Consider the following 16,909-nt stretch of genomic DNA (forward strand, 5'->3'; position numbering starts at 1 on the left):
TTTGAAACTATTCCTGCTATTCACTACAATCTTTTACTTTTTAAAGAAAAAAGTAAAAGGATTTCCGTTGCTATCAGGGCTAAAAAATCAACATTACATTCCAAAATCAGTTTCATTTATGTACCAAAAATAATTATCTTTATTTTTTTATATAAAGATGAACCCACAAAACATAAAAATCCTTCATATCGATAGCAATCATCCATTACTTATGGAGCAATTGCAAGAAGCAGGATTTATAAACCACGAAGATTTTGCTTCGTCAAAAGAAGAAGTCGAAGCAAAAATTCATGATTATCAAGGCATTGTTATTCGCAGCCGATTCAAAATTGATAAAATTTTTCTCGACAAAGCCACCAACTTACAATTTATAGCTCGTGTAGGTGCAGGACTCGAAAGCATCGATTGTGATTATGCCATCAGCAAAGGAGTTCATCTCATCGCCGCACCCGAAGGCAATAGCAATGCGGTGGGAGAACACTCATTAGGCATGTTGCTTTCGTTAATGAACAACCTGAACAAAGCCGATAAAGAAATTCGTTCTGGACAATGGAACCGAGAATCCAATCGCGGTCACGAACTCGACGGAAAAACTGTCGGGATTATAGGTTACGGAAATATGGGAAAATCATTTGCCAAAAAATTACGAGGTTTCGATGTGCAAGTTTTATGCTATGACATTCTCGAAAATGTTGGAGACAGCAATGCAAAACAAGTAACCTTACAAGAATTACAACAAAAAGCCGATGTTTTAAGTCTGCACATTCCTTGGACTCCCGAAACAGACAAAATGATAAATGCTAATTTTATTAGTGCTTTTGCAAAATCTTTTTGGTTTATAAATACCTCTCGTGGCAAGAATGTAGTAACCCAGGATTTGGTTAAAGCATTACAATCAGAGAAAATTACTGGAGCTGGACTCGATGTTTTAGAGTACGAAAAACTATCTTTCGAAAACTTATTTGAAGACCAGAAACCAGCCGCTTTCGAGTATTTACTACAAGCAGAAAATGTTTTGCTATCGCCTCATATTGCAGGTTGGACAGTAGAAAGCAAAGAAAAATTGGCACAAGTTATAGTTGATAAGATCAAAAGATTTTATAATTTAACATCAATCAAAAAATATACAAATGAGCAATAAAGACATCAAAAGAGTAACGGGAATAGGTGGTGTTTTCTTCAAAAGTGAAAACCCTGATTCGACTAAAGAATGGTATAAAAATCATTTAGGTCTTCCTGTAAATGATTATGGTTGTACTTTCCGCTGGAAAGACGAAGAAGGAAAAGAGGCCGCAACACAATGGTCTCCGTTTGCAAAAGACACAAAATACTTCGAGCCGAGTGAAAAACAATTTATGATGAACTTTAGAGTAGATAACCTAGAAGTTTTATTGAAAGTTTTAAAAGAAGAAGGTGTAACAATTATAGGTGAAATGGAGTCTCATGATTATGGTAATTTTGGTTGGATTTTAGATCCTGAGGGGAATAAAATTGAACTTTGGGAACCTAAATAATTATTTTTTTGTAAAAATTTATATATTAGCCTAAATTAAAAAACAAATATGGAAACAACTAAACCAACAGAAAATTGGAACAATGGAACACAACCAACACAAGAAAACAAAAAAGTTTTAGCCGGAATAATGGGTATTTTATTTGGTGGTTTGGGAATTCATAAATTTATTTTAGGGTATACTCAAGAAGGAATTATACAAATTGTAGTTTCTATTGTTACTTGTGGGATATTTAGTATTGTCGGTTTTATAGAAGGCATAATCTATCTAACTAAAAGTGACGAAGAATTTTACCAAACTTATCAAGTAGGCAAAAAAGGCTGGTTCTAAAAATAAAAAGGCGAGAAATTAATTTTCTCGCCTTTTTTTATTTAAATCTTAACATTCTCCTTTTTCTGCTAATTTTCTTTCTAATTCTGCCTGAAATTCTTCCATAACAGGTTTCATTGTGCTTTCAGGAATATCTGCGATTCTTATATACATCAATCCATCGACGGCATTATTAAATAATGGGTCTACGTTAAACGCCACTACTTTTGCATTTTGTTTGATGTATTTTTTTATTAAAACTGGTAAACGCAAACTACCTGGTTCAAGTTCATCTAGTAATTTATCAAATTTTACCAAATCGGCTTCAGCTTCATTAAAAATAAAGTCTTTATCAGCATCTTTTAGTTTTACTTTATATTCTTTTTTAGGATGAATATATTGTGCAATATAAGGATCATAATAATTAGATTTCATAAACTCAATCATAAGCGACTTCGAAAAATCAGAAAACTGATTGCTTATACTCACACCACCTATGAGGAAAGTATGTTCAGGGTTGCGTAATGTTGTATGCACAATTCCTTTCCAAAGTAAAAACAAAGGCATTGGTTTTTGCTGATAATCTTTAATGATAAATGCCCTACCCATTTCGATAGATTTACTCATCATATCATACAATTCGGGTTCGAAACGGAATAAATCTTGAAGATAAAATCCGTCTATTCCATATTTTGCAAATATCTCCGATCCCAACCCCATTCTGTAAGCTCCTGCGATTACTTTTGCTTCCGAGTCCCACAAAAATAAGTGGTGATAGTGTTTGTCAAATTTATCTATATCTATCGATTCGTTTGTGCCTTCACCCACTTCTCTAAAAGTAATTTCACGCAAACGACCTATCTCGTGCAGAACATTAGGAATATCATTGGCTTGAGCAAAAAACACTTCATAATTTTTACTTTCTAATAATCTATCGCCTTTTTCACGAAGATTATCAATCTCGACAATCATTTTTTCTCGATTGGCACCAGTAACAATTTCTTTCGGGTTTTTAGGTAACTTTAAACTTGGCACAGTAAGCAATTTGCTTTCTTTTTGGAAAGCATTAGCCAACATATAAGTTTTTTTACGTAAAAATTCTGAATAAGCTTCGATGGTTTCGTGTTCGTTTTGTTCAGCTACTGAAATTGGTTTTCCTATACGAACTTTAATAACTCGGTCTTTCTGTGTTAATAATTCTGAAGGTAATTTTGCAGTACGCAACGTATCACTTATTTTAGATAAAAAGTAAAAGAAGCGACTATTTTTTGCATGAAAATAAATTGGAACTACAGGAACTTGCGCTTTTCTAATTACTTTAATAGCGCCTTCTTCCCATGGCTTGTCAACCATTATTTTACCATCTTTATAAGTAGAAACTTCTCCTGCAGGAAACATTCCTAAAGGCTTTCCGTCTCTTAAGTGGCGAAGTGTTTCCTTAATTCCAATCACACTCGACTTTGCATCTTTGTGATCTTCAAAAGGATTTACAGGCATTATATAGGGTTTCATAGGTTCTATTCTATGAAGTAAAAAATTTGCAATAATCTTAAAATTAGGTTCTCTTTCGAGCATCATTTTCAATAGCAAAATGCCATCAATTCCTCCTAGCGGATGATTAGAAACCGTAATGTATGCACCATCTTTAGGCAAACGTTTTAGGTCTTCTTCTGGGATTTCGAACTTAATTTGAAACTCATCTAATATAGCATTTAAGAATTCTAATTCAGACAAATGTTTATTTCTGTCATAAATTTTATTAAGTGTCGATATTTGGAGTGCTTTCATGAGCAACCATCCTGAGAAAGTTCCCAAAACTCCGTATTTGTCGGTATTTATTGCTTTTGCAACTTCTTTAGCGGTAACTAAACCCATTTAGTTCTGAATTTTTGGCGAAAAACAAAGATAACAAAAGTTGTTTAATTTTCAGAAAAACTTTCGCCTTAATCCGTTTCACTTATTAAATCAGCATCTTAAAAAGATTGATTATAAAGGCTTTAAAAGTAAATTAAATTTCTTTTCTAAATTGACTATTTTTTCTATACTTTTGATAAAAAAGATTCTTATTTCAATGAAAATAATTTCATACAATGTAAATGGAATTCGAGCTGCCATTACTAAAGGTTTTCTCGATTGGTTGCAAGCCGCAAATCCTGATGTTATTTGTCTTCAGGAAATAAAAGCCACCGAAGATCAAATTCCTGTTATGGAAATAGCATTAGCTGGTTATCCTTATCAATATTATTTTTCTGCACAAAAAAAAGGCTATAGTGGTGTAGCAATTTTGTCAAAAACTGAACCTAAAAATATTGTTTTTGGTACAGGAATCGAACACATGGATTTTGAAGGAAGAAATCTTCGTGTCGATTTTGATGACATCTCAATAATGAGTTTGTATTTGCCATCTGGAACAAATATCGAAAGATTAGACCATAAATTTATGTTTATGGATAATTTTCAGAATTATATTAATAAGTTAAAAACAGAAATTCCGAATCTAATTATTTGTGGCGATTATAATATTTGTCATGAAGCTATCGACATTCATAATCCGGCTCAAAATGCAAAAACTTCAGGATTTTTACCAGAAGAACGTGCTTGGTTGGATGGTTTTATGAAGTCTGGTTTTGTTGACAGTTTCCGTCATTTTAACAAAGAGCCACATCATTATTCCTGGTGGAGTTATAGAGCAGGAGCTCGAGGCAATAACAAAGGTTGGCGTATCGATTACAATTTGGTTAGCGAACCACTCAAAGAAAGGATGAAACGAGCTATTATTTTGCCCGATGCAAAACATTCTGACCATTGTCCCGTTTTAGTAGAAATAGAATGATTTAAAAACAATAAAATAAATAAAACTACATAATAATGATTAAAAAAATTTCCTTAGGATTATTGGTATTAGCCATGACAACTTCATGTGTTTCTAAAAAAATATTTACCGATTTAGAAACTAAATTTGCCGAACTAAAAAAAGAACGCAACTCACTTTCTGACGAAAATGAAAGTTTAAAAACGGCTAAAAACCAACTCGATTTAGACAATGGGACACTAAAAACAGAACTTGACAAACTAAAAGCAGAAAGAGACAAACTCGCTGCCGATTATGCTGCATCAAGTAATAATTTAAAAACATTACAAAGTTCATACAATGCTTTAGAGAAAAACAGCAACGAATCTCTAAAAGCAAACATGGACAAGAATCGTGATTTGCTTGCACAATTAGAAGCAAAAGAAAAAGCATTGGCTACCGAAAAATCACGTTTAGAAAAACTAAGTGCTGACTTAAAAGATCGTTCAGACAGAGTAAACGAACTAGAAGGATTAATCGCTGCTAAAGAAGTTTCGATGAAAAAACTAAAAGAAACTTTGTCTAAAGCACTAAATGCATTTGAAGGAAAAGGGCTTACCATACAACAAAAAGACGGAAAAGTTTATGTATCTATGGAAAATAAATTGCTGTTCGAATCTGGCAGTTGGGCTGTTGGTGCTCAAGGTAAAAAAGCAGTTGAAGAAGTAGGAAAAGTTCTTGGGGATAATCCAGACATTTCAGTTCTGATAGAAGGTCATACGGACAATGATAAGTTTGCTGGAGCTGTAGGTCAAATAGAAAACAACTGGGATTTATCTACAAAAAGAGCGACATCTATTGTGAATATTTTAGGTGAAAACGCAAAAATAAACAAACAAAATCTTACTGCTGCTGGTCGTGGAGAATATTCTCCATTAATGAGTAATGATACTCCAGAAGGAAAAGCGAAAAACAGAAGAATCGAAATTATTTTGACTCCAAAATTAGATGAAATCTCTAAAATGTTAAATGATATTAATTAGGAACTAAGATTCTGAGGTACAAAGGCTCTAAGGTTTTCTTAGAGCCTTTTTTTGTTCAAAATTCAAAATTCGTTGTTGATTATTTTTTAAAAAATCTTAGGGACTCAGTACCTTAGACCCTCAGTGCCTTTTTCCAAAAAACCTTTGTACCTTTGCGCCTAAGAAACTCAGTGCCTTAAAAAAATGAAATATACCACACTTCCCAATACCAATTTAAAAGTTAGTACTATTTGCCTAGGAACCATGACTTTTGGCAATCAAAATACCGAAAATGAAGCCCATTCTCAGTTAGATTTTGCTATAGAAAAAGGAATTAATTTTATTGATACTGCAGAGATGTATCCAATTGGAGGGAATGAACATATTTTTGGAAGTACCGAAAGACACATAGGTTCTTGGATTCAAAAAATTGGTCAAAGCAAAAGAGGAGATATAGTTTTAGCTACCAAAATTGCTGGTCCCAATCGCGGTATGGGTTACATACGTCAGCCGTTAGATTTTTCTAAAAAAAACATACATGAAGCAGTTAATTTAAGTTTAAAAAATCTTCAGACAGATTATATCGATTTGTATCAAATGCACTGGCCAGAACGCATCATGAATATGTTTGGACAACGTGGACTTTCTAAAATAGACGAGCAATGGAAAGATTCTATTTTTGATATTTTAACTATTTTTGATGAATTAATAAAAGAAGGTAAAATAAAACATATTGGTGTTTCTAACGAAAATCCTTGGGGCGTAATGCGTTTTTTGATGGAAAGCGAAAAACATAATTTACCAAAAATTGCTACAATTCAAAACCCATATTCTTTATTAAATCGATTATTCGAAGTAGGATTATCTGAAATTTGTATGCGTGAAAATGTGGGATTATTGGCTTATTCTCCTTTGGGTTTCGGATTCTTATCAGGAAAACATTTAAACGGAATTCATGCCAATTCAAGACTTGATTTGTTTCCACAATTTACGCGCTACACAAACGAAAATTGCTACAAAGCAACAAAAATGTATCAAGATTTAGCGTACGATTGCGGATTAACAGTAACCGAATTAGCGCTTGCATTTGTAAACCACCAACAATTTGTCACTTCAACGATTATTGGCGCAACAAGTATAGACCAATTGGAAGAAAACATTAATGCTTTCGATGTGATGTTAACTGATGCTGTTTTAGAAGAAATAAACAAAATTCAGGAATTAATTCCAAATCCTGCGCCATAACCAAGGGCATTCATATTTAAAATTTTTCGCCACGAATTACACGAATAAACACGAATTAAATGCGTTTTAGATTACACAAATTCTTAAAACAGTAAAAATCTGTGCAAATTAGTATTCAAATGGAATAAGAATTAGTGATAATTGGTGTAATTCGTGGCTAACTTTTTTTAAAACGAATGCTCTGCTCCGTAATTAAAAATGATAAAAAGCATCTTCAAGATGTTCGATTTTAAACTCTTTTCCTTCTTTGTGAACTGCTATTATGTCGAAACGAATTTCTAAATCTAAATCGTTCGAAATAACATATTCATTAACTGCTTTTACTAAAAGTTGAATTTTAGCAGGTTTTACAAAATCTTGAGGAGAGCCAAAATCGATACTTGATCTTGTTTTTACTTCGATAATGACCAATAGATTTTCTTTTTGAGCAATAATATCTATTTCTGCTTTCTGAAAAGTCCAGTTGGTTTCTAGAATAGTATATCCATTCTTTTGAAGAAATTCAACCGAAAGTTCTTCGCCTAGTTTTCCGAGATCATTGTGTTCTGCCATAATTATTGTTCATTTCTACTTGTTCTCAAACCCAAATCGTATCGCTGCTTCAAGAATATTTATATCTATATCTTTTAGCGTTTTGAACTTAATACAATAACCAGTCACACTTGCCTTGCCTAGTTTTTCTCCATACGTTTGGACTAAATAGGTCTTATCTTCAATACCAAGAATGTAGACAGAAATTCCAGTTTTATTTGCACTTAAACCAATTTGGTAAAACGCTCTGCTTGTTCCATCAGCATATTTTATGGTGTAAAATCCATATCCAATATTAGGATTAGAAACAGTTTTATTTTCACTGTTTTTTCCGTCCAAGAACCATAATTTACATTCTGGCGACACCTGAAGTATGGCGCGGCGCAAGGCTTGCATGTCACTGCGTTTTGGCTCAGGCTGACTATCAATATAGGCTGCGATTTGTTCTTGTATGTTCATATAGAATTATTTTCGTGATAAAGTGGCCAACAATTCTTCTAAATAGTTCATTGTCATAGTAAATCCTTCTTTGAAACCCATTTCAATCATTTTCTCTAAACGTTCAAGAGATTCATTGTAAATACTAACGCTGACTTTTGTCTTTCCGTTTTGTTCGCTGAAACTCAAATCCCATTCTGAACCTGGCAATTCTGGATTTTCATCTTTATCTGCAAATGCATTATAGACCTTGAAATTGGTTTTTAGAGTAATGGAAGTATATTTTTGAAGTGACCAACGCTCTAATCCTTCAGGACTTACCATGGCATAAAATCTTCTTCCACCAACTTCAAAATTCATCACTTTTGTTCTTGATTCCCATGGTTTTGGCGCCCACCATTGGTCCAAAATTTCTTGTTTTGTATAAGCGTCCCAAACTAACGAAAGTTCGGCATCAAATTCTCGGATTATAGATACTGTTTTTGTTGATTTGTCAACACTAAAATCAAATTCTAAATTTTTCATTTTTTCTGGTTTTTAATGGTTGATAATACTTGGTCGAGTTGATTGAATCGGGTTTCCCATATTTTTCTGAATTGGAGTAACCATTTGTCAATCTCTTTCATTTTTTCAATTTCAAGTTTATAGTAAATTTCTCGTCCTTGCTGTTCTTGTGTAATTAATTCACATTCAGTAAGAATTTTCAAATGTTTTGAAACTGCCTGACGAGTTGTGTCAAAATGTTCAGCCAAAGCATTTGGGGTCATTGCTTGTACTGCAATTAGCGTTATGATTGCCCTGCGAGTTGGGTCAGCGATGGCTTGAAAAACGTCTCTTCTCATTTTTATAATTATTAAATACGAAACTAATCAGTTGCAAATATATGTGCAACTTTTCGGTTTCGCAAATTTTTTTACATTATTTTTTGGAATAATTTACTTTTTTATTCTTGAGAGCCTATTTTTATAGGCTTTAACTACAATGATAACTTTAGCTTAATTTATTCAAAAAAGACTTTACTACATTCATTATTCACATCAATAGACACTTTATTGCCCATAATTAGTGCGCGATTGTCCTGAATATGTCCTGCCGGAAAATTATAAATAATAGGAATATTGTATTTTTTAGTTACATCTTCAATAATTTGTAGCGCATCTTTTCCCCAAGGAATATCATTGTCTTTCATTTTTGTCATGGCACCAACAATAATTCCTTTGATGCTTTCTAAGCAACCATTCCTTTGCAAATTTATCATCATTCGGTCAATATGATACAAATATTCGTCTAAATCTTCCATAAAAAGAATTTTATCATCACAGTTTATGGCCGATTTAGAACCTAATAAACTATACAAAATAGACAAGTTTCCACCCACTAATTCGCCCGATGCTTTTCCTAATTTGTTCATATAATGATGGTCTATTTCGTAGCCTAATTTTTCTCCAAATAAGGCTTTTCGTAAGGATTCTTTAGCTTCTTCAGTCGCTTTTGAGCTTACTGGCATTATCCCATGAATAGATTTGAAACCCATTGTATTGAGATGATTGTGCAAAACCGTTACATCGCTAAAACCAATAATCCATTTTGGGTTTTGCTTAAACTTTGTAAAATCTAACAAATCTATCATTCGCACGGTTCCGTAACCACCACGAACACACCAAATGGCTTTGATATTTTGATTGTCCATTTGATTTTGAAAATCTGCTGCGCGTTGAGCATCAGTTCCTGCTAATTGATCTAAATCGAGTCCTATGGTACTTCCAATCTTTACGTTTAGTCCCCAACTGGTAAGTAAATCGGTGGCGAATTTTAAATTATCGTCTATATTTTTACGTGCGGTTGCTACAATGGCAATCGTATCGCCTTTTTTTAGATACGGTGGTGTAATCATTTTAGTTTGAGAATGAAGGATTGAAAGGGTAAAAAGTAAAAGTATGGTAACTATTTTTTTCATTTTATTTTGAATGCTCTAATGACAAATGTATAAAAGTTATTTTTTATTGGCACGCAGATCATATGGATATTACTGATTTATATCGATTTTTTAGCCCTGATAGCAGTGAAAATCCTTTTTTGAGGCTTTTCGCCGAAAAAAAGATTGAAACGGATAGCGGGAATAGCTTCAAATAATAATTCTATTGCTTATTTTTGCATCAAATTTTATTTACAATGATTCAGAATCCTAAAAGATATACGATTACGGCAGCTTTGCCATATACAAACGGACCTATTCACATTGGGCATTTGGCGGGTGTTTATGTTCCTTCCGATATTTATTCACGCTATTTGAGATTGCAAGGAAAAGACGTGGCGTTTATGTGCGGTAGCGACGAACACGGTGTTGCCATTTCGATGAAAGCGAAAAAAGAAGGTATCACGCCACAAGAAGTAATAGACAAATATGATGGAATTATCAGAAAATCGTTTATCGATTTCGGAATTTCATTCGATAATTATTCGAGAACTTCGGCTAAAATACACCATGATACGGCTTCAGAATTTTTTAAGAAATTGTATGACAAAGGTGATTTTATCGAAGAAGTAACTGAGCAATTGTATGACGCAAAAGCCGATCAGTTTCTTGCCGATCGTTTTGTGATAGGAACTTGTCCAAAATGTGGTAACGAAGAAGCTTATGGTGACCAATGCGAAAAATGTGGTTCTACCTTAAATGCTACCGATTTAATAAATCCAAAATCGACAATTACAGGCGAAACACCGATTATGAAATCGACAAAACACTGGTTTTTACCACTAGATCGTTATTCCGATTTCTTAACAGAATGGATTCTTGTAGGACATAAAAATGATTGGAAACCCAATGTTTACGGTCAAGTAAAATCTTGGATTGATGGTGGTTTAGAGCCTCGTGCTGTGACTCGTGATTTAGATTGGGGAATAGATGTTCCTGTGGTTGGTGCCGAAGGGAAAAAATTATATGTTTGGTTCGATGCGCCTATTGGTTATATTTCTGCCACTAAAGAATGGGCGGCTAGAGAAGGGAAAGATTGGGAACCATATTGGAAAAATGAAGATACGAAGTTGGTACATTTTATAGGAAAAGACAATATTGTTTTTCACTGTATTATTTTTCCTGCGATGCTAAAAGCGGAAGGAAGTTATATTTTGCCAGACAATGTTCCTGCTAATGAATTCTTGAATCTAGAAGGAAATAAATTATCTACTTCAAAAAATTGGGCAGTTTGGTTGCACGAATATTTAGAAGATTTCCCGAACCAGCAAGATGTTTTGCGATATGCGCTTACCGCCAATGCGCCCGAAAGTAAAGACAATGATTTTACTTGGAAAGATTTTCAGGCGAGAAACAATAATGAATTGGCGGCTATTTTTGGAAATTTTATCAACCGAGTGGTGGTTTTAACCAATAAATATTACGAAGGAGTTGTACCAACGCCTAAAGAATTTTCGGAAGTAGATGAAGCAACGTTAACAGAATTAAAAGCCTATCCAGCGGTGATTTCTAGTTCGATAGAAAGATATCGTTTCCGTGAAGCTTTGGGTGAGTTAATGAATGTAGCTCGTTTAGGAAACAAATATTTAGCCGACGAAGAACCTTGGAAAATGGTAAAAACGGATCCAGAACGTGTAAAAACTCAAATGTATGTGGCTTTGCAAATTGCTACGGCGCTGCGTGTTTTGTGTGAACCTTTCTTACCGTTTACTGCCGAAAAATTAAATAAAATGCTAAAAATTGACGCTAAATTAAATTGGAATGATGTAACAACAAATTCTGATTTGATTCTTGCAGGACACAAAATTGGCGAAGGAGAAATATTGTTTGCACAAATAGAAGATGAACAAATTCAAAAACAAATAGACAAATTGGAAGCTACGAAAACGGCTAATAGTACCGAAAACAAAAAAGCAGAACCTCAAAAAGAATTAATCCAATACGATGATTTTGCTAAAATGGATTTGCGTGTAGGAACCATTATCGAGGCCGAAAAAATGCCAAAAGCAAACAAATTATTAGTGCTAAAAATAGATACAGGAATTGATGTTCGTACGATTGTTTCAGGGATTGCCGAAAGTTTTTCGCCAGAAGAAATTATAGGAAAACAAGTAAGTGTTTTAGTAAATTTGGCGCCAAGAGCTTTGCGTGGTGTAGAAAGTCAAGGGATGATTTTGATGACCAATTTACCTGATGGGAAATTAGCATTTGTAAATCCAGATGTTGCCGGAGTTGGAAACGGAGAGGGAATAAGTTAAAATAAGAAAAATGATTAAAAACTTTCTAAGTATTGTTTTTGTTTTTATAGTTCTATTGTTTTCATTATTAGAAGTTTATAATATTTCTTCCTTATATAAGGATCAAGTTGAGTTTAAAGCCATTACTGCAAAAAATGTTTCAAGCGATTTTTGTATAAACTTGATAGACAATGCTTCGCGTTTAACAACTTTAATTAATTATTTTGAGTTTTGTGCTTTTATATCTTCAATAATATTAATAGTTTTAATATATAAATTGGTACGATTGTTCCAAAAAAATAAACCATGAATCTAAAAATAATCGCTTTCGATGCCGACGACACATTATTCGTCAATGAACCGTATTTTCAGGAAACGGAACATAAATTTTGTGCTTTGATGGAAGATTATTTGTCACATCAAGGATTATCGCAAGAATTGTTTAAAGTAGAAATCGAGAATTTAGATTTGTATGGTTACGGAATAAAAGGCTATATTTTGTCGATGATTGAAGCAGCGATGAAAATTTCTAACAATACCATTTCGATAGAAATTATTGAAAAAATAATCGAATACGGCAAAGAATTATTGAAAAAACCAATCGAGTTACTTGATGGAGTTGAAGAAACGTTAGAAGCTTTAAGCGGAAAATACAAACTTATTGTGGCTACAAAAGGCGATTTAAAAGACCAACAAAGCAAATTACATCGTTCTGGTTTAGGACATTATTTTCATCACATCGAAGTGATGGCCGACAAGCAAGAAATCAATTATGAGAAATTATTAACGCGTTTAGAAATTAATGCTGATGAGTTTTTTATGATAGGAAATTCTTTAAAAAGTGATGTTTTACCAGTTTTGGGAATTGGCGGTTATGCAGTTCATATTCCTTTTCACACCACTTGGGAACACGAAAAAATTAGCCACAAAGTCGAACATCCAAACTTTAGAACATTAGAAAAAATCACTGATGTCTTGCCTATTTTATTGAAGTAATTTTCAAAAAATGAAACAAAAACTAAACCTTGATACTTGGAACCGAAAGGAACACTTCTTGTTTTTTAAACAAATGGAGGAACCTTTTTTTGGCATCACAACCACTATCGATTGTACGAATGCTTACGATAAAGCAAAAGAGTTAAACATTTCGTTTTTTACTTATTACTTGCACAAAACATTAGTCGCTGTAAATGCTATCGAGAATTTTCGCTACCGAATAATTGAAGATGAAATTTATATTTTCAATGCTGTCGATGCTTCTGCAACCATCTTGCGCGAAGACAAAACTTTTGGTTTTTCGTTAATAGAATATTCGAATAATATAGACGATTTTGCGGAAATCACTAAAAAAGAAATCGCTAGAATACAAAATACAACAGGGCTTTTTACTCGAGAATTTCAAGAAAATTTAATACATTTTTCAGCATTACCATGGCTTAATTTTACTTCGTTTTCTCATGCCAGAAGCTTCACTTTTCCGGATAGTTGCCCGAAAGTTTCTTTTGGAAAAATAATGACTGAAAATGACAAAAAAACCATGTCTATGTCGGTTCATGTTCACCACGGATTAATGGATGGTTATCATGTTGGACAATTTGTGAATTTGTTTCAAGAACTTATGAATGCCTAAATTCTTTAGTCGATAGTTAAAAAACTATTAACTTCTCTATTACTTCCTTGCAATCTTTGTAACTTTGCAACTCAATAACTTTTTTAATACAAAAATTATGTATCCAGAAGAAATGGTAAACCCAATGCGTGCTGAATTATCAGAAGCAGGTTTTCAAGATTTATATAGTGCTGAAGCAGTAGAGAACGCTTTAGCAAAAGAAGGAACTACACTCGTGGTTGTAAATTCAGTTTGTGGTTGTGCGGCAAGAAATGCGCGTCCAGGAGCAAAAATGAGTTTAGACGGAGCAAAAAAACCGAATCAGTTAGTTACTGTTTTTGCAGGTGTAGATAAAGAGGCGGTAGATGCAGCTCGCAAACATATGTTCCCTTTCCCTCCATCATCACCTTGTATGGCGTTGTTTAAAGACGGAGAATTGGTTCACATGTTAGAGCGTCATCATATTGAAGGTCGTCCAGCAGAATTAATTGCCGAAAACTTAAAAGACGCTTACGCAGAGTTTTGTTAATTAAATTACGGAAAAGCTAAACCACGTTTCGGCGTGGTTTTTTTTATTTAAAAAAGTATCTTTGGCAAAAATTTCTAATAAGATGGAAAAATTTATATCTTATCCCATATCGGTTATATATTATCTTTTTTTTATAAGCTGTTTGCTTATTTTTCATCCCATACAATGGATTTGTTTGACTGTTTTTGGCTATCAAGCACATAAAAAAAGTGTCGATTATTTGAACTTTTGTTTGATAAAATGCACCAATCTTATAGGAACAACCTATCAGTTCGATAACAAAGACTCGATTCCTAAAAATGTCCCTATTATATTTGTCGCCAACCATCAGAGTATGTACGATATTATTGCTATAATTTGGTTTCTGCGTCGTTTTCATACAAAATTTGTGAGTAAAAAAGAGTTAGGAAAAGGCATTCCGAGCGTTTCTTTCAATTTGCGACATGGCGGCTCGGTACTTATAGACAGAAAAGACCCTAAACAAGCGATTTCTACTATTGGTAAATTGTCAAAATATATCGAAAAAAATAAACGATCGGCAGTAATTTTCCCAGAAGGAACGAGAAGCAAAACAGGAGAACCTAAGAAATTTTCAGAAAGCGGACTCAAAATGTTGTGTAAATATGCTCCATCTGCTTATATTGTCCCAATAACTATAAATAATTCTTGGAAAATGGTTAAATTTGGAAGTTTTCCAATGGGATTAGGAAATAAATTACAATTTATAATCCATGAAGCAATTCCTGTGAAAGATTTTCCTTTTGAAGAAATCATTCAGAAAACAGAAAATGCTGTAATTCAATCAATAAAAATATAACTAGATTAATGGTTTGGGAGAAATCTGAAATCAAAAGTCTGAAATCAAAATTAATAATGTCTATAAAAAACATCCGTCTAGAAGTAATGCAATTTCTAGAAAACAAAATTGACGGTTTTGTTGACCAATATTTAATTCCAATAGAAAAAATATGGCAACCAACCGATTTTTTACCCAATTCTGAAGATGAAAATTTCTTTGAAGAAGTAAAAGAATTACGAGAAATCGCAAAAGATTTACCTTATGATTTTTGGGTAACTCTTGTAGGTGATACCATTACAGAGGAAGCTTTGCCTACCTACGAATCATGGCTTATGGACGTAGATGGTGTAGGGCAAGTAGAGCAAAACGGTTGGTCTAAATGGGTCAGACAATGGACTGGCGAAGAAAATCGCCATGGAGATTTGCTAAACAAATACTTATATTTATCTGGTCGTGTAAACATGCGCGAAATAGAAATTACCACACAACATCTTATTGCTGATGGTTTTGATATTGGAACAGGTCGTGATCCTTACAAAAACTTTGTTTACACGAGTTTTCAGGAATTAGCAACTTATGTTTCTCACAATAGAGTTTCGCAAATTGCAAAGCAATATGGCGACAATAAGTTATCTAAAATATGCAAAATGATTGCTGGTGACGAAATGCGCCATCATCATGCATATTCAGAATTTGTAAATCAAATTTTTAAAGTAGACCCAAGCGAAATGCTTTTGGCTTTTAATTATATGATGAAACAAAAAATTGTGATGCCAGCCCAATTTCTTCGTGAATCTGGAGAGAAAATAAGTTCAGCGTTTTTAAATTTTTCTGATTCTGCACAACGAATAGGAGTTTACACTGCTTCGGATTATGTAGATATTATGCAAAAACTAATCGAAAAATGGGAAATCGAAAAACTTTCGGGTCTTACTGACGAAGCCGAAAAAGCACGTGATTATTTGATGAAATTGCCTGCAAGAATGGCAAGAATTTCTGAAAGATTAATTATCCCTGCTGAATCTCAAGTTTTTAAATGGGTGCAACCAGCTTAGTTTATAATTTCAAAATTCGTTATTCAAAATTGGAAGTTGAGAATTTTTTAAATGTTTAATAACGATTAACGAATGTTGAATTTTGAAGTATTGCAACTTTAAAATTCAACATTTTTTTTAATAATAAAGCACAGAGATCAACAAAATAATATCTTGATTTTTTAATAGACAACAATTTATTTTAATTATTTATTACAAAAATGAACAATCCGGAATTAATAAATAAAACCATTCAGTTCGTAAAAAAAAAACTAGAAAATGCCGAAGGCGGTCACGATTGGTTTCATATAGAGCGAGTTTATAAAAATTCAATTCTAATTGCTAAAGAAGAGAAATGTGATGAAATTGTTGTAAAACTCGGCGCATTATTACATGACATTGCTGATAGTAAATTTCATAATGGAGACGAAACTGTTGGTCCCAAAATAGCCAGAGAATTCCTAGAATCCGAAGGTGTTTCGGAAGAAATAATTCTAGCTGTCATTCATATTATCGAAAATATTTCTTTCAAAGGTGGAAATTTTGATAAGAAAGTTACATCAAAAGAATTAGAAATTGTTCAAGATGCCGACAGATTAGATGCCATTGGCGCTATAGGAATCGCAAGGACTTTCAATTATGGAGGTTTCAAAAATCGTCAGTTATATAATCCTGAAATTCTTCCAAATCTTTCGATGAGTAAAGAAGAATACAAAAATTCTGATTCGCCAACATTAAATCATTTTTACGAAAAATTACTTTTGTTAAAAGATAAAATGAATACGGAAACTGGTAAAAAAATTGCCCAAGAGCGTCACCTTTATATGGAAACTTTTCTTGAGCAATTTCATTTGGAATGGAATGGGGAACGATAAG

General features: G+C 33.2%; 19 protein-coding genes. 13 read left to right on the forward strand and 6 right to left on the reverse strand.

Annotation, left to right across the window (positions count from 1 at the left end; all coding sequences use genetic code 11):
- Nucleotides 1-157 precede the first annotated feature (157 nt).
- The 3 genes from ABI549_RS00710 to ABI549_RS00720 are packed head-to-tail and all read left to right on the forward strand — an operon-like array spanning nucleotide 158 to nucleotide 1,844.
- Entirely contained in the window at nucleotides 158-1,141 is a 984-nt protein-coding gene (locus ABI549_RS00710; protein ID WP_348074523.1) for a 2-hydroxyacid dehydrogenase, read from the forward strand.
- The gene (locus ABI549_RS00715) at nucleotides 1,131-1,514 is read left to right on the forward strand and encodes a VOC family protein (protein ID WP_348074524.1); all 384 of its coding nucleotides are present in this window, start codon (nucleotides 1,131-1,133) and stop codon (nucleotides 1,512-1,514) included. Before ABI549_RS00710 ends, ABI549_RS00715 begins: the two co-directional genes overlap by 11 nt.
- Nucleotides 1,515-1,562: 48 nt before the next feature.
- Nucleotides 1,563-1,844 carry a TM2 domain-containing protein gene (locus ABI549_RS00720; RefSeq protein WP_348074525.1) on the forward strand — a complete coding sequence of 94 codons (282 nt, stop codon included), beginning with the start codon at nucleotides 1,563-1,565 and terminating at the stop codon, nucleotides 1,842-1,844.
- A gap of 48 nt (nucleotides 1,845-1,892) precedes the next feature.
- Here the strand turns inward: ABI549_RS00720 and ABI549_RS00725 are convergent, their stop codons facing one another.
- Nucleotides 1,893-3,698 (reverse strand): lysophospholipid acyltransferase family protein, encoded by a 1,806-nt coding sequence (locus ABI549_RS00725; protein WP_348074526.1) that lies wholly within the window; start codon nucleotides 3,696-3,698, stop codon nucleotides 1,893-1,895.
- Between the two features lie 196 nt (nucleotides 3,699-3,894).
- Here ABI549_RS00725 and ABI549_RS00730 point away from each other — a divergent pair, with 196 nt between their 5' ends.
- From ABI549_RS00730 to ABI549_RS00740, 3 genes are all read left to right on the forward strand, one after another.
- Entirely contained in the window at nucleotides 3,895-4,656 is a 762-nt protein-coding gene (locus tag ABI549_RS00730) for an exodeoxyribonuclease III (RefSeq protein ID WP_348074527.1), read from the forward strand.
- A 35-nt stretch (nucleotides 4,657-4,691) separates the two neighbouring features.
- Nucleotides 4,692-5,657 carry an OmpA family protein gene (locus ABI549_RS00735; RefSeq protein WP_348074528.1) on the forward strand — a complete coding sequence of 322 codons (966 nt, stop codon included), beginning with the start codon at nucleotides 4,692-4,694 and terminating at the stop codon, nucleotides 5,655-5,657.
- A 183-nt stretch (nucleotides 5,658-5,840) separates the two neighbouring features.
- Nucleotides 5,841-6,881, forward strand: coding sequence for an aldo/keto reductase (locus ABI549_RS00740; RefSeq protein WP_348074529.1), 1,041 nt, complete (start codon nucleotides 5,841-5,843; stop codon nucleotides 6,879-6,881).
- A 192-nt stretch (nucleotides 6,882-7,073) separates the two neighbouring features.
- On the opposite strand, the gene ABI549_RS00745 is transcribed toward ABI549_RS00740, so the two are convergent.
- The 5 genes from ABI549_RS00745 to ABI549_RS00765 form a co-directional block, all read right to left on the reverse strand.
- Nucleotides 7,074-7,433 carry a YraN family protein gene (locus ABI549_RS00745; RefSeq protein ID WP_348074530.1) on the reverse strand — a complete coding sequence of 120 codons (360 nt, stop codon included), beginning with the start codon at nucleotides 7,431-7,433 and terminating at the stop codon, nucleotides 7,074-7,076.
- Between the two features lie 15 nt (nucleotides 7,434-7,448).
- Nucleotides 7,449-7,871, reverse strand: a complete 423-nt coding sequence (locus tag ABI549_RS00750; protein ID WP_348074531.1) for a DUF1801 domain-containing protein — start codon at nucleotides 7,869-7,871, stop codon at nucleotides 7,449-7,451.
- A gap of 6 nt (nucleotides 7,872-7,877) precedes the next feature.
- Nucleotides 7,878-8,375 carry an SRPBCC domain-containing protein gene (locus ABI549_RS00755; RefSeq protein ID WP_348074532.1) on the reverse strand — a complete coding sequence of 166 codons (498 nt, stop codon included), beginning with the start codon at nucleotides 8,373-8,375 and terminating at the stop codon, nucleotides 7,878-7,880.
- Complete coding sequence (locus ABI549_RS00760) at nucleotides 8,372-8,692, reverse strand: metalloregulator ArsR/SmtB family transcription factor (protein WP_348074533.1); 321 nt, start codon at nucleotides 8,690-8,692, stop codon at nucleotides 8,372-8,374. Before ABI549_RS00760 ends, ABI549_RS00755 begins: the two co-directional genes overlap by 4 nt.
- Before the next feature lie 158 nt (nucleotides 8,693-8,850).
- Nucleotides 8,851-9,807 carry an LD-carboxypeptidase gene (locus ABI549_RS00765; protein WP_348074534.1) on the reverse strand — a complete coding sequence of 319 codons (957 nt, stop codon included), beginning with the start codon at nucleotides 9,805-9,807 and terminating at the stop codon, nucleotides 8,851-8,853.
- 215 nt (nucleotides 9,808-10,022) lie between these two features.
- Between ABI549_RS00765 and metG the strand changes: the two genes are divergently transcribed.
- The 7 genes from metG to ABI549_RS00800 all read left to right on the forward strand — a co-directional run bounded on the left by metG (nucleotide 10,023) and on the right by ABI549_RS00800 (nucleotide 16,908).
- Nucleotides 10,023-12,083, forward strand: a complete 2,061-nt coding sequence (metG, locus tag ABI549_RS00770; RefSeq protein WP_348074535.1) for a methionine--tRNA ligase — start codon at nucleotides 10,023-10,025, stop codon at nucleotides 12,081-12,083.
- A 285-nt stretch (nucleotides 12,084-12,368) separates the two neighbouring features.
- Complete coding sequence (locus tag ABI549_RS00775) at nucleotides 12,369-13,058, forward strand: HAD family hydrolase (protein WP_348074536.1); 690 nt, start codon at nucleotides 12,369-12,371, stop codon at nucleotides 13,056-13,058.
- Nucleotides 13,059-13,068: 10 nt separating this feature from the next.
- A complete protein-coding gene (locus ABI549_RS00780; protein ID WP_348074537.1) occupies nucleotides 13,069-13,692 on the forward strand; it encodes a chloramphenicol acetyltransferase in 624 nt (207 codons plus the stop codon).
- 97 nt (nucleotides 13,693-13,789) lie between these two features.
- Entirely contained in the window at nucleotides 13,790-14,200 is a 411-nt protein-coding gene (locus ABI549_RS00785) for a BrxA/BrxB family bacilliredoxin (protein ID WP_348074538.1), read from the forward strand.
- A gap of 82 nt (nucleotides 14,201-14,282) precedes the next feature.
- Nucleotides 14,283-15,017: a lysophospholipid acyltransferase family protein gene (locus tag ABI549_RS00790; protein ID WP_348074539.1), complete on the forward strand. Its 735-nt coding sequence runs from the start codon at nucleotides 14,283-14,285 to the stop codon at nucleotides 15,015-15,017.
- 56 nt (nucleotides 15,018-15,073) lie between these two features.
- Nucleotides 15,074-16,054, forward strand: a complete 981-nt coding sequence (locus tag ABI549_RS00795) for an acyl-ACP desaturase (protein WP_348074540.1) — start codon at nucleotides 15,074-15,076, stop codon at nucleotides 16,052-16,054.
- A 200-nt stretch (nucleotides 16,055-16,254) separates the two neighbouring features.
- The gene (locus ABI549_RS00800; RefSeq protein ID WP_348074541.1) at nucleotides 16,255-16,908 is read left to right on the forward strand and encodes an HD domain-containing protein; all 654 of its coding nucleotides are present in this window, start codon (nucleotides 16,255-16,257) and stop codon (nucleotides 16,906-16,908) included.
- Nucleotide 16,909 lies beyond the last annotated feature (1 nt).

Source organism: Flavobacterium sp. (assembly GCF_039932285.1).
Lineage (GTDB): Bacteria > Bacteroidota > Bacteroidia > Flavobacteriales > Flavobacteriaceae > Flavobacterium.

Bases quoted from the DNA above. Each gene is read 5' to 3' on its own strand.
- ABI549_RS00710 (WP_348074523.1), top strand. From the start codon at position 158: ATGAACCCACAAAACATAAAAATCCTTCATATCGATAGCAATCATCCA.
- ABI549_RS00715 (WP_348074524.1), top strand. From the start codon at position 1,131: ATGAGCAATAAAGACATCAAAAGAGTAACGGGAATAGGTGGTGTTTTC.
- ABI549_RS00720 (WP_348074525.1), top strand. From the start codon at position 1,563: ATGGAAACAACTAAACCAACAGAAAATTGGAACAATGGAACACAACCA.
- ABI549_RS00725 (WP_348074526.1), bottom strand. From the start codon at position 3,698: ATGGGTTTAGTTACCGCTAAAGAAGTTGCAAAAGCAATAAATACCGAC.
- ABI549_RS00730 (WP_348074527.1), top strand. From the start codon at position 3,895: ATGAAAATAATTTCATACAATGTAAATGGAATTCGAGCTGCCATTACT.
- ABI549_RS00735 (WP_348074528.1), top strand. From the start codon at position 4,692: ATGATTAAAAAAATTTCCTTAGGATTATTGGTATTAGCCATGACAACT.
- ABI549_RS00740 (WP_348074529.1), top strand. From the start codon at position 5,841: ATGAAATATACCACACTTCCCAATACCAATTTAAAAGTTAGTACTATT.
- ABI549_RS00745 (WP_348074530.1), bottom strand. From the start codon at position 7,433: ATGGCAGAACACAATGATCTCGGAAAACTAGGCGAAGAACTTTCGGTT.
- ABI549_RS00750 (WP_348074531.1), bottom strand. From the start codon at position 7,871: ATGAACATACAAGAACAAATCGCAGCCTATATTGATAGTCAGCCTGAG.
- ABI549_RS00755 (WP_348074532.1), bottom strand. From the start codon at position 8,375: ATGAAAAATTTAGAATTTGATTTTAGTGTTGACAAATCAACAAAAACA.
- ABI549_RS00760 (WP_348074533.1), bottom strand. From the start codon at position 8,692: ATGAGAAGAGACGTTTTTCAAGCCATCGCTGACCCAACTCGCAGGGCA.
- ABI549_RS00765 (WP_348074534.1), bottom strand. From the start codon at position 9,807: ATGAAAAAAATAGTTACCATACTTTTACTTTTTACCCTTTCAATCCTT.
- metG (WP_348074535.1), top strand. From the start codon at position 10,023: ATGATTCAGAATCCTAAAAGATATACGATTACGGCAGCTTTGCCATAT.
- ABI549_RS00775 (WP_348074536.1), top strand. From the start codon at position 12,369: ATGAATCTAAAAATAATCGCTTTCGATGCCGACGACACATTATTCGTC.
- ABI549_RS00780 (WP_348074537.1), top strand. From the start codon at position 13,069: ATGAAACAAAAACTAAACCTTGATACTTGGAACCGAAAGGAACACTTC.
- ABI549_RS00785 (WP_348074538.1), top strand. From the start codon at position 13,790: ATGTATCCAGAAGAAATGGTAAACCCAATGCGTGCTGAATTATCAGAA.
- ABI549_RS00790 (WP_348074539.1), top strand. From the start codon at position 14,283: ATGGAAAAATTTATATCTTATCCCATATCGGTTATATATTATCTTTTT.
- ABI549_RS00795 (WP_348074540.1), top strand. From the start codon at position 15,074: ATGTCTATAAAAAACATCCGTCTAGAAGTAATGCAATTTCTAGAAAAC.
- ABI549_RS00800 (WP_348074541.1), top strand. From the start codon at position 16,255: ATGAACAATCCGGAATTAATAAATAAAACCATTCAGTTCGTAAAAAAA.